This is a genomic window from Arsenicicoccus sp. UBA6765 (genome assembly GCF_002453335.1).
Taxonomy (GTDB): Bacteria; Actinomycetota; Actinomycetes; order Actinomycetales; family Dermatophilaceae; genus Arsenicicoccus; species Arsenicicoccus bolidensis.
In genome coordinates this window covers 1-13,769 of the sequence record NZ_DKGR01000060.1, presented here as the reverse complement: position 1 = coordinate 13,769, position 13,769 = coordinate 1, and the positions used below count along the sequence as shown (strand labels likewise).

The window sequence follows — 13,769 nt, the reverse complement described above, 5'->3', positions numbered from 1 at the left end:
CTGAAAGGCAGCACCAGCTGATGAGCACACCCAAGCAGGACCCGTCCGAGCGCGCCGCAAGGCTGACCGAGATCCGCGGGCAGCAGCGACGCGCCGAAGGCCGCCGCACGGCGCTCATCACCGGCGTCAGCGCACTGGTCGCCGTCGTCCTGATCGCCGTGACGACGATCGTCCTCGTCGGTGAGCAGCGACGTCAGGCGGACGTCGCCGAGGCTGCGGCCGGGGACATCTCCGGGGTGCAGACGTTTACCGACCTGTCGGCCACCCATGTCCAGGAGCCGGTCCAGTACGAGCAGACGCCACCGGTCGGTGGTGATCACGCGGGCGCGTGGGCCAACTGCGGCACCTACACCGAACCCATCCCCAGCGAGCTCGCGGTGCACTCCCTGGAGCACGGCGCCGTGTGGATCACCTACGGCCCCGACCTGCCGGGCGAGCAGGTGCAGCGGTTGACCGACCTGGCCGAGAGCAACGCCTACGTCCTGCTCAGCCCCTTCGAGGGGCTGCCCGAGCAGCCGGTGGTGGCCAGCGCCTGGGGGACCCAGCTGGCGCTGGAGAGCGCCGACGACGTGCGCCTGGAGCAGTTTGTGGTCAAGTATCAGCAGGGTCCGCAGACCCCCGAGCCGGGCGCACCGTGCACCGGTGGAGTGGACGCCTGATGGGCGAGGACGCAATTGTACGGCGCAAGATCCCGACCGCGGCGCTGGTAATCCTGCTGGCTGCCGTGGTCGGGGTCGCTGGCATGACGGCTGGCGCCGCCCTGACTGGCGGTGGCGAGTCCGTCTCGCGGCCGGCGGAGGGCTCGCCAGAAGCAGGGTTCGCCCGGGACATGCAGGCCCACCACGCCCAGGCGGTGCAGATGTCCACGATCGTCCGCGACGCCACCGACGACCCCGAGCTCCGGACCCTGGCGCTGGACATCACGCTGACCCAGCAGCAGCAGGCCGGGCAGATGTACGGCTGGCTCGAGCAGTGGGACCTGCCTCAGGCCAGCCTCGAGCCCCAGATGCAGTGGATGCACGACACCGATTCCGACATGGGCTCCATGGACCACGGGACGAACGCGACGGCGGTGCCCGATCCGGGCGCGGTGATGCCCGGGATGGCAACCGACGAGGAGTTGCAGCAGCTCGGCCAGGCCGTCGATGTCGACGCGGAAACCATGTATCTGCGGCTGATGGTGGCGCACCACCAAGGGGGCGTGACCATGGCCCAGGCCACTCTGGACCTGGTCCAGGACCAGGACGTGCGCCGCCTCGCGCAGGCGATCGTCGACTCCCAGACCGCTGAGCTCGCGGTCCTCGAGCAGATGCTGGTCGAGCGTGCGTCATACCTCTAGGGGACCCGGCACCGCCGCCGCCAGGACGCCAGCGCCCGGGGCGACCCCGGGTCGCACGGGGGCCGGCGTGAGCGAGGTGCGGGCGGCCACGGACGAGGACGAGGTGCTCGCGGCCCGGGCCGGAGTGATGGCGGTACCACGGCGACCCACCGGTGGTGGAGCGTCGGCGTGGGCCCGGTGGGCGTGGCGGACCTTGACGTCCATGCGCACCGCGGTGCTGCTCCTGCTCGCTTTGGCCCTGGCCGCCGTCCCAGGGTCGTTGCTGCCCCAGCGTGGGGTTGCCTTCGACCCCGGCGCGGTCACGCGGTTCAACCGTGACAACCCGACTCTGGGGCCGTGGTTGGACCGCCTGGGGTTCTTCGAGGTCTACTCCTCGCCCTGGTTCGCCGCGATCTACCTGCTGCTCATGATCTCCATGACCGGCTGCGTCCTACCCCGTGCGGCCCGATTGTGGCAGTCCGCTCGCGCCGAACCTCCGCGCGCACCAACCAACCTGGCGCGCCTGGACGACCACCGTCGGGCCACGGTGACCGCCGAACCGGCCCAGGTCTTGCAGGCCGCGGCCGCACACCTGCGCTCCAGGAGGTTTCGGGTCGTGGTTGACGAGACCTCGGTCCGGGCGGAGAAGGGGTATCTGCGTGAGGTCGGCAACCTCGTGTTCCACCTGTCCTTGCTGGTCCTGCTTGTCGGGGTGGCGATCGGGTCGTTGTTCGGCTTCGAGGGGCGGGTGATCGTCGTGGAGGGGGCCTCGTTCACCAACACCCGACTGCAGTACGACGAGTTCACCCCTGGCCCCCTGACCGACACCGAAGCCCTGACCCCGTTCTCCCTCACGCTGGACGACTTCACCGCCGAGTTCGAGACGTCCGGCCCCCAACGCGGCAGTGCCCGGGACTTCCGGGCCGACCTCACCGTGCTGCGCACCCCCGGCGGTGCTCCTGAAGACGTCACCGTGGAGGTCAACCACCCGCTGCGGGTGCAGGGCACGAAGCTCTTCCTGACCGGCCATGGGTACGCACCGGTGGTCACCGTGCGAGACGGGCGCGGCCAGACCGTCTTCAGCGGGCCGGTGGTCTTCCCACCCTTCGACGGGAATCTGTCCTCCGAAGGAGTGATCAAGGTTCCCGACGCGCAGCCGACCCAGCTGGGGTTCGAAGGGTTCTTTCTTCCCACCGCGTCGGTCGACCCAGCCATCGGGCCACGTTCGCTCTACCCCGACCTGGTCGACCCCCAACTCTTGCTCATCGCCTACACCGGTGACCTGGGCCTGGCCGACGGCGCACCGCAGTCGGTGTTCCGCCTCGACAAGACCGACCTGACCCAGGTCATAAGCGAAGGCCAACCGTTCGGGCGCGCCCTGCGACCAGGTGAGTCGATGACCTTGCCCGACGGACAGGGCACCCTCACCTTCGAGTCGGTCTCCCGGTTCGCCAACTTCCAGATCGCCCATGACCCGGGCAAGGAGATCGCTCTGGTCGCAGCAGTCGCCCTACTCCTTGGCCTGACGGTGTCGCTGGCCGTGCGCCGGCGCCGGATCTGGATCCGCGTCAGCGACACACCAGCAGGCGAACCCTCGACGATCGAGGCCGCCACCTACGCGTTGACCCGCCGCGGACCCGTCCCGGACGAGCTCTCCTCGGTGTTCGCTGCCCTGCCGGGCACCGCAGGGGCCAGCACCGACCCTTCCCCGCACGACCGAGAGGACTGACCGTGCCGACCCCCATGCTGGGCGAGCTCAGCGACCGGCTGATCTACAGCGCCATCGCCGTCTACGCCCTGGCGATGCTGGCCTACGCCTACCAGGCGGCCAAACGACCGGCACCCGTTGGCCTTGCGGTTGGGCTCGAGCCGGCCGCCGCGGGTGCGTCGACAGCAGCGACCGCCTCCTCACCGCTGCCGGTCTCCGGGCGCACTGAACGGGTCGCAGCAGCGTTGACCACGCTCGCGTTCGTGCTGCACCTAGCTGGCGTCCTCGCCCGGGGCGTGGCTGCCGGCCGGGCGCCGTGGGGCAACATGTACGAGTTCACCGCCGCCGCCACCCTGGCGGCCACCGCGGCCTACCTGGTGTTCCTGCGGCGCCAGCCCGTGCGTGACCTCGGCGTGTGGATCCTCGCGCTGGTCACCTTGTGCCTCGGGCTTGCCGTGACCGTCCTGTACACCCCGGCCGGGGACCTCGTCCCTGCGCTGAACTCCTACTGGCTCGTCATCCACGTCGCGGCGGCGATCATCGCCGGCGGCGTCTTCACCGTCGGTGCGGCCGCCACCGCCCTGTACCTGCTGCGCCGGCGCGCCGACGCGCGTAGCGCCAGTGGTCAGGCGACTCGCGGCTACGCCGGGCGACTCCCCGGCGCCGCCGCCCTGGAACGCGTCGCCCACACCGCTCACCTGTTCGCCTTCCCGGTCTGGACCTTCGCCGTCCTGGCCGGCGCGATCTGGGCCGAGGACTCCTGGGGCAGGTACTGGGGATGGGACCCCAAGGAGACCTGGGCGTTCATCACCTGGGTGCTTTACGCCGCCCACCTGCACGCCCAGTCCACCGCCGGGTGGCGCGGGACCAAGGCCGGCTGGCTCGCCCTGGCTGGCTACGCGGCGTTCCTGTTCAACTTCATCGGCGTCAACCTGTTCATCACCGGCCTGCACTCCTACGCCGGCGTCTGACGTGCCCCCGGCCTTCGGCAGCGAAGCAAGATCGCGGCAGCTTCCTTCAGCGCCACCACGACCGGTGAACCGCGACGGCCATCGCTCCGGACCGGTGGGAGCAGTTGCCGCACCGATCCCGTTCCGTACGGCGGCCGCCCTGGCGGCTGTCGGCGGCTGGCTGACCAACCTGGCGTTCCCCGACCGCGGCTGGTGGCCACTGGCCTACGTCGGTATCGCGTTCCTGCTGGTCGCGCTGCGGGGCGCCAGGCCCGGGCGAGCTGCAGGCACCGGACTGGTCTGGGGGCTGGGCTTCTTCCTGCCGCATGTCTCCTGGGCGGTGCAGGCCACAGGCTCGGTCCTGCCGTGGATTGCGCTGAGCCTGTTCCAGGCCGCCTACGTCGCCGGGTTCGGGCTGTTGTGGGCTCATGCGCAGCAAGCTCCGTGGGTCCGCCGGCACCCGGTGGTGCAGGCGGCGACCGCCGCGGTGGTCTGGGTGGCCGTGGAGCAGCTGCGCGGTTCGTGGCCCTTCGGCGGCTTCCCGTGGGGGTACCTGGCGTTCTCCCAGACGGACGCACCGGCGCTGCGGCTGGCGCCCTACGGTGGTGAGATCCTGGTGTCCGCCTTCGTCGTGCTCGTCGCCGCCCTGCTCACAACAACGTTGCAGCAAGTGCTCCGGGGCAGACGGGTGTCCGCGTCCCTGACGGCTGCTGGTGCCGTCGCGGTGGCCCTGGGACCGGGGCTCCTGCCAAGCCACGTTGAGCAGGAGTTGGGCCGGCTGCGGGTCGGGGCTGTCCAGGGTGACGTACCGACCCAAGGGGCGCACTGGGCCGAGCAGGCCCGCCAGATCACCGCCAACCACACGCGCGGCACCGAGCGGCTCGTTGCAGCGTCGGGGCAGGACCCGCTTGACCTGGTGCTGTGGCCAGAAAGCGCCGCGGACATCGACCCACGCGTCGACGCGTCGCAGGCCGCGCTGGTGGACGCAGCGGCCGCAGCCGCCGACGCGCCACTGCTCCTGGGGACCCAGCGGTTCCCCGACGGCCAGGACGTGCGCTTCAACGAGATGGTCGTGTGGCAGGCCGGGCAAGGCGCCCGCAGCGCCTACGCCAAGCAGCACCCGGTGCCCTTCGGGGAGTACGTGCCCTACCGCGACTTCTTCCGCCAGCTCACGCCGCTGGTGGACCGAATCACTACCGACATGGCCGCCGGGACCGCACCGGCCATCACCGCCATCCCCATCGAGCGCCTCGGGCGTGATGTTCCCGTTGTCACCGGGATCTGCTTCGAGGTCGCCTACGCCGACATCATCCGCGAAGGAGTCCTGCTCGGTGGCGAGCTGATCGTCATCCCCACCAACAACGCCTCCTTCGGGCGCTCACAGGAGTCGACCCAGCAGCTGGCGATGTCACGCTTCCGCGCAGCCGAACACGCCCGCGCGACCGTGCAGATCTCCACGGTCGGTGTCAGCGCGCTGATCAGGCCCGACGGCACCGTGGTCAAGCGCACCGGGTTGTTCACCGCCGAGGAGCTGGTCGCCAGCCTCCCGCTACGCACCACGCTCACGCCCGCCGCCCGCAGCGGGCCGGCGCTCGAGACGGGGACCTACGTGCTGGCAGCAGCCGCCGTCACCGCCGGTGTGCTGAGACGTAAACGCCAACCCGGACGACCAAGCAGTACCTCATGCGCATGGCCGGGCCCCCGGGCATAGTTGTGGGTTGCATTCCTTGTGCCGCCGGAGCTGCCGCTCGACCGCGCGATGATCAGGAGATCCGATGGTGTGGTTGTGGATTCCTGGGTTGGCCATCGCGGCGTTCGTGGCGCGGTGGGGAGCCGAGCAGCTGGCCGCACCGCTGAAGGCGGTGCGGATGCGGTACGGATTCACCGGAGCCGCCGGCGGGCCCCTGGTCGCACTGGGCAGCGCCAGCCCTGACGTCGGGATCACCACCGTCAGCGCGATCACCGGAACCGCATCCATCGGGCTGGGCAGCATGCTCGGGTCGACCGTGGTCTCGATCCCGATCACCGTCGCAGTCGCCTACGCCGCCGCGCGCCGGAACCGCTCACAGGGTTCACGCCCCACCGACGGCAACGGGGAGCTACGGGTCCAACGTGACGCCGTCTTCGTCGACGCACTGCCCTACCTGGCGATCGTCGTGCTCTTCGCCGTCCTCGTGCTGCCGCCCCCGTGGCGCGGACTGCAGCTGATCGACGGGGTCATCGCCGTCGGCGCGTACGTCATCTTCCTCGTCCAGGCGCTGCTCAGAGGCCGCGGCGGGGAACGCGGGCAGGTGTCGTGGTCGACGAAGAAGACACTGCTCGCGGTCGCAGGCGTGCTCGCACTGGCCCTTGGCGCATACCTTCTGGTCATCGGGACACGCCAGGTCGGCAACGCACTCGGCCTCCAACCGATCGTCAGCGGCCTGTTCATCACCGCCTTTATGACCGCACTGCCTCAGATCTTCACAACCTGGTCCGTGGTCCGCACCGGACAGGTCACCAGCGGCGTCACCAGCGTCTTCGCCGACCACACCATGACCTTCACCCTCGCAGTGCTGCCACTGGCCATCGTCGGTGTTCCGATCGGCAACTACCTGCTGGTCGTCGTCGTCATGGGGTTCGTCGCACTGATGCCGCTGCTGTTCTCCGTCCTGGCCCTGCGACGTCGCCGCGACGACCAGCAAGCCCTCCACCTGTCCGACGTGCTCACGCTCGCGGCCGCTGTCCTGGCATACATCGGAGCAGCCGCGTTCATCCTGTTCGGGCGTGGCTGAACCAGACCCCGGCAATCGGCGGGCAGCTCAAGGACGAGGCCTGGGCCCCTTCACTCTTCCGGCTCCCAGCCTGCTCGCGCAGGCGGTCGTCGACATGCACCTGGCTGGGGCTGCACGTACCATCGAAGGTGACCCGGCGGCGTCCGGCGCCTGCGTGTCCCAGCTTACTGCACCACCAGAGACGCAGGGCACGATGACCCGCACCGTCTGCCTCAAATCAACCCCGGTCGAAGCACGTCCCGCGGCGACATCCGGGGACCGGGCGCCGATCTCGCTGCCACCGGACGTGCACCGCGAAAGGCGTGAAACATGACTCTCACCCGAGGTCTCGACAGCACACTTCCCTTCGCATGGCACGGATACGAATTCATCTCCCGCCGGTGCGAGCGGTATGGGGCCGACGTGTTCCAGACCCGCCTGCTGTTCGAGCCGACCGTCTGCCTGCGTGGCGCGGATGCGGCACGCGTCTTCTACGACGACGACAGGTTCGAGCGGCGCGGCGCCTTCCCGATGCGGGTGCGAAAGACGCTGGTCGGTGTCGGTGGCGTGCAAGGGCTGGACGGCCACGCCCACCGGGCGCGCAAGCAGATGTTCATGGATCTCATGAGCCCTGAAGGCGTCTCCGCTCTGACGCGGCTGACCGCCGAGCACTGGCGGGCGCAGATTCCCGCGTGGGAACGCGCCGGGGACCTGGTGCTGTACGAGGAGGTCGGTCGAGTCCTGTACCGAGCCGTCAGCACCTGGGCCGGTGTCCCCTTCACCGAACGCCAGGTCAAAAGCCGCACCGACGACCTGCACGCCATGATCGACGGCCCCGCGGCCATCGGTGCCCGGCACTGGCGAGGCAGGCGCGCTCGACGACGAGCCGAGAACTCCCTCGCCCAACTGGTCGAGGCCGTGCGCCGCGGCGACCACCGGCCCCCCGAGGGCAGTGCTGTGACCGCAGTTGCCACCCACCGCAATGCTGGTGGGCACCTGCTCGACAGCCGGATCGCCGCGGTCGAACTGCTCAACATCCTGCGCCCCACCGTGGCGGTCGACCGCTTCATCACCTTCGCCGCCCTTGCCCTGCACCAGCATCCCCAGTGGCGTGACCGCCTGCGCGACGGCGAGGACCGCGACGCCGAGATGTTCGTCCAGGAGGTCCGGCGCTTCTACCCCTTCTTCCCGGCGGTCGCCGCCCGGGTACGCAGTGCCTTCGACTGGCAAGACGTGCACTTCCCCGCCGGTCGCAGGGTGTTGCTCGACCTGTACGGCACCAACCACCACCCCCACCACTGGGAAGACCCCGATGTCTTCCGCCCCGAACGCTTCGCCACCTGGGACGGCGGCGCCTACGACTTCATCCCCCAGGGCGGCGGAGACCATCGCAGCGGCCACCGCTGCGCAGGAGAGTGGGTCACCATCGCCGTGATGAAGACAGCACTGACCATGCTGACCCGAGAGATGAGATACCACGTCCCGGCCCAGGACCTGCGGATCAGCCTTCGCCGCATGCCCACTCTTCCTGCCAGCGGACTCCTCATCTCCACCGTGCAGCACGGGTCATGATCATCCAAGCCAGAAGCCAAGATATGGCCATCCTCGCGATGCCGCGCTTCAGGACCGAACAGCACGAGCCAACGTAGCGGACGTCGCCGCCGCCCCTGGGCGACCCCGCCACCACTGCAAGCATCACGCCGCCACCGAGCGACGAAAGCCACAACTGAGACGATTCGCTCGTGCGTAGCGGACGCGGCTGACCGGGCGTCGAGGGCGTCTCGCTGATCGATCCCCTTACGCGACACCGCGCTGGCTCCCATCCAGCCGCGCGCAGGTGCCGTTTACGCGCAGCAGCTCGTTGGCATGTCGCTGCGGAAGAGGCCGGCGCAGATGCGCAGCGCCTCGCTCATGGTCAGGTAGGGCGCCCAGGTGTCGGCGAGGTCGTCGACGGTGAGCCCGAACTTGATCGCGTAGGTCGCCGCGAGCATCACGTCGCCGGCACCGTCGAGAGCGGCGTGGACCCCGAGAATCTTGCGGGTGTGGGCGTCGATGACGAGCTTGAGGGCTCCGCGGGTGTCGCGGTTGGCCAGCGATCTGGGGATGTCGTGGGCGTCGAGGACGCGGGAGTCGCACTCGTGCCCGGCGGCCACTGCCTGCTGCTCGGTGACCCCGGCGGAGGCGAGCTGCGGGGTCGTGAACGTCACCGCTGGCAGGCCGCGGTAGTCGACGGTGGTGGGCTGTCCAAGGGCTCCGGCAGCTGCGGCGTGCCCGGTCTGTGCAGCGACGTAGACGTACTGCGGGGCACCGGAGACGTCACCGGCGGCGAAGATTCGCGGGTTGCTCGTGCGCTGGTGCGCATCGACGGTGATGAACCCTCGGTCGGCGGTCTGCACGCCAGCGGCGCTCAGCCCTAGGTCGTCGGTGTTCGCGTGCCGCCCGGTGGCCACCAGCAGGCGGTGGCCCGTCACCTGCGCACCGCGCTCGGTCCGGACCAGTACCCCCTCGGGGGTCGGCTCGACCGCCACCGCACGTTCCTCGACGACGGTGATGCCCTCGTCGGCGAACACGGTTCGCAGCACGTCCGCGACCTCTGGCTCTACGTGCGGTGCGAGCCGGCCGACGAGGGTTACGGCGACGCCCAGCTGGGCCCAGAGCTGGGCCTGCTCAAGCCCGACGTACCCACCACCAAGGACCACCATCGAGGAGGGGATTTCCTGCAGCTCCATCGCCGTGGTGCTCGTCAGCGGGTCGATCGTCTCCATGCCTGGCAGGTCCGGGATGTGCGGGACCGAGCCTGTCGCGACGACGTACGCCGTGCCGGTGACATGCTCGCCGTCGACCTCGAGCGTCTGCTCGTCGACGAACCGGGCGTGGCCGTACATGACCGGGAAGCCGTGCGCCTCGGCGACGTCGGTGTACTTCGCCTGACGTAGCCGGTCGATCAGCTCCTGCTTCTGCGTCATCAGCGCCGCCAGGTCGACGCCCCCCGCGCCGGTCGGGACGCCGGGGAACGGGTTGACGAGCGCCCGATGACGGCGCCCCGCGGCCGCGAGGAGGTTCTTGCTCGGGATGCACCCCACGTTCAGGCAGGTGCCACCCAGGACTCCGTGCTCGACCAGTAAGACTGACTTCCCGCGTGACCTGGCCTCGATCCCGGCGGCCATCGCCGCGCCCCCGCTACCGATGACGATCAGGTCCCACGTGTCCTTGATGCCCATCGACGGACCGTAAACGTTCCACCGCACGGCAAGGTCAAGCCGTAGCCTGCGACCATGCGAATCGGGGAGCTGGCGGAGCGCGCTGGTGTGACGACGAAGACCTTGAGGTTCTACGAGCAGGCGCAAGTCCTACCGCGGCCGGCCAGGACGGCGTCGGGCTATCGCGACTACGACGAGACCTCGATCGCCCGGCTCCGCTTCGTGCGAGCCGCTCAGGCAGCGGGTCTGAGCCTTGCCGAGATCCGCACCGTCATCACGGTCCGCGAAGACCAAGGGCCGCCGTGCGGACACGTCACCGCGCTGCTCGACCGACACGCCGCCGCCCTGGACGAGCGCATCGCAGAGCTCGAGGCGACGCGCGAGGAGGTCCGCCGGCTCCGAGACCGCGCAGCGACCCTGAACCCGGCCACCTGCTCTCAGGACGGCGTCTGCCACGTCATCCCCACTGACTGACAGGCGGCCGCGGGCTTAGAGTCGGTGCTGGCGCAGAGGGCGCCACCGGGCCCGCGGACAGGACTGAGTCCACCTCCACAGCACCACGACGAACCAGACCCGTCGACGATCTCCTCTGCCTGGCAGCGCGGGCCGCCAGCTCCAAGGAGACGTCATGCCCTTTCTGCCAGCGCGCGCCGACCTCGAGCAGCTTCGGCGCCAAGCCAAGGACCTTCTACGGAAGGCCGAACGCGGCGATCCCGCGGCCGCCACTCGGATCCGTTCCGTATCCGAGCAGCTCGCCCTGAGCTCGGCGCAGCTCGCCGTGGCCCGTGAGCACGGGTTTCCCAGCTGGACCCGGCTCAAGCTCGAGGTCGAGCGACGAGCCGTCCTGGACGGCGGCGACGCCGCCCGGCTGGCAGACCTCCTCGCGGCGCACCCCGAGCTGGCCGTCCAGAGGATGTCCGGGTGGTGTGACCACCTGCACGGGGCCAGTCCCCTGGGCTACGTGGCGATGATGCGCTTCGACACCACGCGCGACGCCTGGCGGGACGTGCCCGGCACCGCTGCTCTTGCCCGCGTCCTGCTGGACGCCGGTGCACCGGTCGAAGGCGATCCCTTGGACGCCGAGACGCCTTTGACGACCGCCGCCAGCTACGGCGACGCGGAGGTCGCGCGTGTCCTCGTCGAGGCTGGAGCGGACCTGGACGCCACCGCATCGCCCACCGCCGGTGGCGTCCCAGGAGGCACCGCCCTTCGACACGCCGTCGTCTTCGGCATGACCGACGTCGTCGACGTCCTGCTCGCCGCCGGAGCGAGCGACCTGGTCCAGGCCGCGGCTGCTGGCGACGTGACCGGCGCCCTGACCCTGGGGACCTCTGAAGTGGACCGGGTCGCGGCCCTGCGGACCGCGGCGGCACACGGCCGGCTGAACGTGATCGATCAGCTGATCGCGGCGGGCACACCCGTAGATGGCGTCGACCGGGACGGATCCACCGCCCTGCACGAGGCGGCGTTCTCCGGCCGAGCCGACAGCGTCACCCGCGTGCTTCATCACGGCGCGGACCCCACGCGCCGCGACACGAGGTTCGGCAGCACGCCCCTGGGGTGGTGCCAGCACCAGCGCGCCGAGATCGGTCCCGGGAAGGGACACGACGCGGTCGAAGATGTCCTGCGTCCCATCACTCCCGGCGCCATCTGAGCTGTGCCGCCACGCTGCGGCGGCAGAACCCCGCCATATAGCGCTAAAAGTCACAGCAGCACCGTCGTGGGTTTCCTTGGCGTCGCCGGGTTTGCCGCGACCGCAGCAACGTTTGCGTTCGCGGGTATGGTGTTCGCGGTCGTGGTCGGGCTCGTCGGCATCGCCGCGTTGATGGTGCGCCGCTCACGGGCAAAGCAATCCACGTGCGCGGTACCGCCTGTTGCCGGCGCGGCCCCGGTCGAGCTCGGCCGTCCACGAACCGGCGATGGAGAGCCCCGGCAGGCGCCGTCCGGGGCCGCGACGTGGTTGAGAGACTTTCGCGCATGAGCGTTGTGAAGTCGCTGCTGCTGTTCGCGTTGGCCGCCCTGTCCGAGATCGGGGGTGCCTGGCTGGTGTGGCAAGGGGTGCGCGAGCACAAGGGCTGGGTCTGGGTTGGCGCTGGGGTCATCGCGCTGGGGTTGTACGGCTTCGTCGCGACCATGCAGGATGACGCGAACTTCGGCCGGATCCTTGCCGCGTATGGGGGTGTCTTCGTGGCCGGGTCGTTGGCGTGGGGGATGGTCATGGACGGGTTCCGGCCCGACCGCTACGACGTCGTCGGTGCCCTGGTGTGCCTGGTCGGGGTCGCCGTCATCATGTACGCCCCCCGTGCGGCCTGACGAAAGCAGCAAGGGGCTCAAAAAAGCCGGAGGTCAGTCGACCAGGGTCACCCAGTAGTCCCAGAACTCGAGGGTGATGAGGGCGACGATGGTCACAAGCCACACGATGACCACGGTGGGGGCGTAGGACGCGGCGGCGCGCAGCCGTGCTGGCAGCGGGATCTGCCCGGTTCTGATGTTGTGGGCGGTGACGGTCACGAACGCGGTGATGGCTACGACCCAGACGATCATGCAGTAGGGGCACAGGGCGCCGATTCGGTACAGGCTCTGAATGATGAGCCAGTGCACGAACACGACCCCGAACGTCGTGCCGGCCTGGATGCCCCACCAGAACCACCCCGGCAGGGCCACCCTGGTCAGCAGGACCACCCCAACGGTCAGGAGCGCGGCGAATCCGGCGATGCCGAGGATGGGGTTCGGGAACCCGAACGCCGCGGCCTGGTCGGTGTTCATGATCGACCCGCAGGATAGGACCGGGTTGATGCTGCACGAGGGCACGTAGCTGGGGTCGGTGAGCAGCGCGATCTTTTCGACGAGCAGCACGAACGCGGCGACCAGCCCGACCAGGCCGGCGAGCGTCAACGTCCAGGCGGTGCCTCGACCCACCGCACCCGGCGACTGCAGCTTGGGTGGGGTGGGCACCGGTTCAGCCATTGAGGGCGGCGTCGATCTGGGAGCGGAAGTCCTGGACCGAGGACGGCTGGAGCTTCTTGCCGTTGAGGAAGAACGTGGGTGTGCCTTCAACGCCGAGGTCGAGGCCGTCCTGCCGGTCCCGCTCGACCCGGTCCGCGGTGGCCTTGTCCGCGACGGCCTTGTCGTAGGCGGCCAGGTCGAGGCCGAGGTCCTGGGCGAAGGTGCGGAACAGCGGCGCCTTGGACTCCTGCTGCTCACCCCACGTCTCCTGGGTGTCGTACATGCGCTTGTACATGTCCTCGAACTTGCCCTGCTGGCCGGCTGCTTCGACCGCGAGGGCGGCGTTGATGGCGTTGGCGTGGCTGGGGATCGGGAAGTAGCGCACGACGAAGTCGACCTTGCCGGCGTAGGTGGTGCGCAGCTCTTCCACGACGGGGTATGCCGCCCGGCACGACTCGCATTCGAAGTCGAGGAACTCGACGAGCACTACTTTGCCGGTGCCCGCGGCGCCGAGGCGGTGGCTGTCCTCGCGCACCAGCTTGCCCGTCCCGGCCTGCGTGCCGGCGTCGCCCTTTCCGGCAGGGTCGGCCTTCTTCGGGGCCAGGGCGAAGGCGCCGGCGATGAAGGCGACGAAGAGGGCGATGACGACGCCAGAGACGATGGCGTTGCGTTTCACGGGGGTCATGGGGGGATCAGCTCCAAGGCAGGGTGAAATGGACGGGGGCTTGGTGTGGCGAACGGGCCGGGGCCCGCTCGGGTTCCACGAGGGCGGTTCGAGAAGAACGGTCGGGTCAGTGGTGGGCGTGGAGCTGCGCGAGGTCGTGCGGCACCGGCATCGGCTGGGTCAGGGGGACGGTGGCGCGGCCGGTGTTTGGGCTGCCCGGTGTATCCCGG

General features: G+C 69.8%; 13 protein-coding genes. 10 read left to right on the top strand and 3 right to left on the bottom strand.

Going from position 1 to position 13,769, the window contains the following annotated elements; genetic code table 11:
• The first annotated feature begins 20 nt into the window (after positions 1–20).
• The 7 genes from B4K29_RS16645 to B4K29_RS16615 all read left to right on the top strand — a co-directional run bounded on the left by B4K29_RS16645 (position 21) and on the right by B4K29_RS16615 (position 8,301).
• The gene (locus B4K29_RS16645) at positions 21–659 is read left to right on the top strand and encodes a DUF3105 domain-containing protein (RefSeq protein WP_286968246.1); all 639 of its coding nucleotides are present in this window, start codon (positions 21–23) and stop codon (positions 657–659) included.
• Positions 659–1,339, top strand: coding sequence for a DUF305 domain-containing protein (locus tag B4K29_RS16640; protein WP_286968244.1), 681 nt, complete (start codon positions 659–661; stop codon positions 1,337–1,339). Before B4K29_RS16645 ends, B4K29_RS16640 begins: the two co-directional genes overlap by 1 nt.
• Before the next feature lie 67 nt (positions 1,340–1,406).
• Complete coding sequence (resB, locus tag B4K29_RS16635) at positions 1,407–3,047, top strand: cytochrome c biogenesis protein ResB (protein ID WP_286968242.1); 1,641 nt, start codon at positions 1,407–1,409, stop codon at positions 3,045–3,047.
• A 2-nt stretch (positions 3,048–3,049) separates the two neighbouring features.
• Positions 3,050–3,997, top strand: coding sequence for a c-type cytochrome biogenesis protein CcsB (ccsB, locus tag B4K29_RS16630; RefSeq protein ID WP_286968240.1), 948 nt, complete (start codon positions 3,050–3,052; stop codon positions 3,995–3,997).
• A 94-nt stretch (positions 3,998–4,091) separates the two neighbouring features.
• Positions 4,092–5,687, top strand: a complete 1,596-nt coding sequence (lnt, locus tag B4K29_RS16625; RefSeq protein WP_286968238.1) for an apolipoprotein N-acyltransferase — start codon at positions 4,092–4,094, stop codon at positions 5,685–5,687.
• A gap of 64 nt (positions 5,688–5,751) precedes the next feature.
• Positions 5,752–6,750 carry a hypothetical protein gene (locus B4K29_RS16620; protein WP_286968236.1) on the top strand — a complete coding sequence of 333 codons (999 nt, stop codon included), beginning with the start codon at positions 5,752–5,754 and terminating at the stop codon, positions 6,748–6,750.
• A gap of 309 nt (positions 6,751–7,059) precedes the next feature.
• A complete protein-coding gene (locus B4K29_RS16615) occupies positions 7,060–8,301 on the top strand; it encodes a cytochrome P450 (protein ID WP_286968234.1) in 1,242 nt (413 codons plus the stop codon).
• Positions 8,302–8,573: 272 nt separating this feature from the next.
• Here the strand turns inward: B4K29_RS16615 and merA are convergent, their stop codons facing one another.
• Positions 8,574–9,950 (bottom strand): mercury(II) reductase, encoded by a 1,377-nt coding sequence (gene merA, locus B4K29_RS16610; RefSeq protein WP_192278968.1) that lies wholly within the window; start codon positions 9,948–9,950, stop codon positions 8,574–8,576.
• Between the two features lie 54 nt (positions 9,951–10,004).
• On the opposite strand from merA, the gene B4K29_RS16605 reads away from it, so the two are divergent.
• The 3 genes from B4K29_RS16605 (at position 10,005) to B4K29_RS16595 (ending at position 12,242) form a co-directional block, all read left to right on the top strand.
• A complete protein-coding gene (locus B4K29_RS16605; protein ID WP_192278969.1) occupies positions 10,005–10,403 on the top strand; it encodes a heavy metal-responsive transcriptional regulator in 399 nt (132 codons plus the stop codon).
• A gap of 154 nt (positions 10,404–10,557) precedes the next feature.
• Positions 10,558–11,583, top strand: a complete 1,026-nt coding sequence (locus tag B4K29_RS16600) for an ankyrin repeat domain-containing protein (protein WP_192278970.1) — start codon at positions 10,558–10,560, stop codon at positions 11,581–11,583.
• 323 nt (positions 11,584–11,906) lie between these two features.
• Positions 11,907–12,242 (top strand): YnfA family protein, encoded by a 336-nt coding sequence (locus tag B4K29_RS16595; protein ID WP_286968230.1) that lies wholly within the window; start codon positions 11,907–11,909, stop codon positions 12,240–12,242.
• A gap of 33 nt (positions 12,243–12,275) precedes the next feature.
• Here the strand turns inward: B4K29_RS16595 and B4K29_RS16590 are convergent, their stop codons facing one another.
• Both B4K29_RS16590 and B4K29_RS16585 read right to left on the bottom strand, forming a co-directional pair.
• Positions 12,276–12,896 carry a vitamin K epoxide reductase family protein gene (locus tag B4K29_RS16590; protein ID WP_286968228.1) on the bottom strand — a complete coding sequence of 207 codons (621 nt, stop codon included), beginning with the start codon at positions 12,894–12,896 and terminating at the stop codon, positions 12,276–12,278.
• A complete protein-coding gene (locus B4K29_RS16585) occupies positions 12,889–13,560 on the bottom strand; it encodes a DsbA family protein (protein WP_286968226.1) in 672 nt (223 codons plus the stop codon). The genes B4K29_RS16590 and B4K29_RS16585 overlap by 8 nt, the downstream gene beginning before the upstream one ends.
• Positions 13,561–13,769 lie beyond the last annotated feature (209 nt).

What these genes read in the sequence shown, in the direction of transcription:
- B4K29_RS16645 (WP_286968246.1), top strand. Translation starts at nt 21, where the DNA reads ATGAGCACACCCAAGCAGGACCCGTCCGAGCGCGCCGCAAGGCTGACC.
- B4K29_RS16640 (WP_286968244.1), top strand. Translation starts at nt 659, where the DNA reads ATGGGCGAGGACGCAATTGTACGGCGCAAGATCCCGACCGCGGCGCTG.
- B4K29_RS16620 (WP_286968236.1), top strand. Translation starts at nt 5,752, where the DNA reads ATGGTGTGGTTGTGGATTCCTGGGTTGGCCATCGCGGCGTTCGTGGCG.
- B4K29_RS16615 (WP_286968234.1), top strand. Translation starts at nt 7,060, where the DNA reads ATGACTCTCACCCGAGGTCTCGACAGCACACTTCCCTTCGCATGGCAC.
- merA (WP_192278968.1), bottom strand. Translation starts at nt 9,950, where the DNA reads ATGGGCATCAAGGACACGTGGGACCTGATCGTCATCGGTAGCGGGGGC.
- B4K29_RS16605 (WP_192278969.1), top strand. Translation starts at nt 10,005, where the DNA reads ATGCGAATCGGGGAGCTGGCGGAGCGCGCTGGTGTGACGACGAAGACC.
- B4K29_RS16600 (WP_192278970.1), top strand. Translation starts at nt 10,558, where the DNA reads ATGCCCTTTCTGCCAGCGCGCGCCGACCTCGAGCAGCTTCGGCGCCAA.
- B4K29_RS16595 (WP_286968230.1), top strand. Translation starts at nt 11,907, where the DNA reads ATGAGCGTTGTGAAGTCGCTGCTGCTGTTCGCGTTGGCCGCCCTGTCC.
- B4K29_RS16590 (WP_286968228.1), bottom strand. Translation starts at nt 12,896, where the DNA reads ATGGCTGAACCGGTGCCCACCCCACCCAAGCTGCAGTCGCCGGGTGCG.
- B4K29_RS16585 (WP_286968226.1), bottom strand. Translation starts at nt 13,560, where the DNA reads ATGACCCCCGTGAAACGCAACGCCATCGTCTCTGGCGTCGTCATCGCC.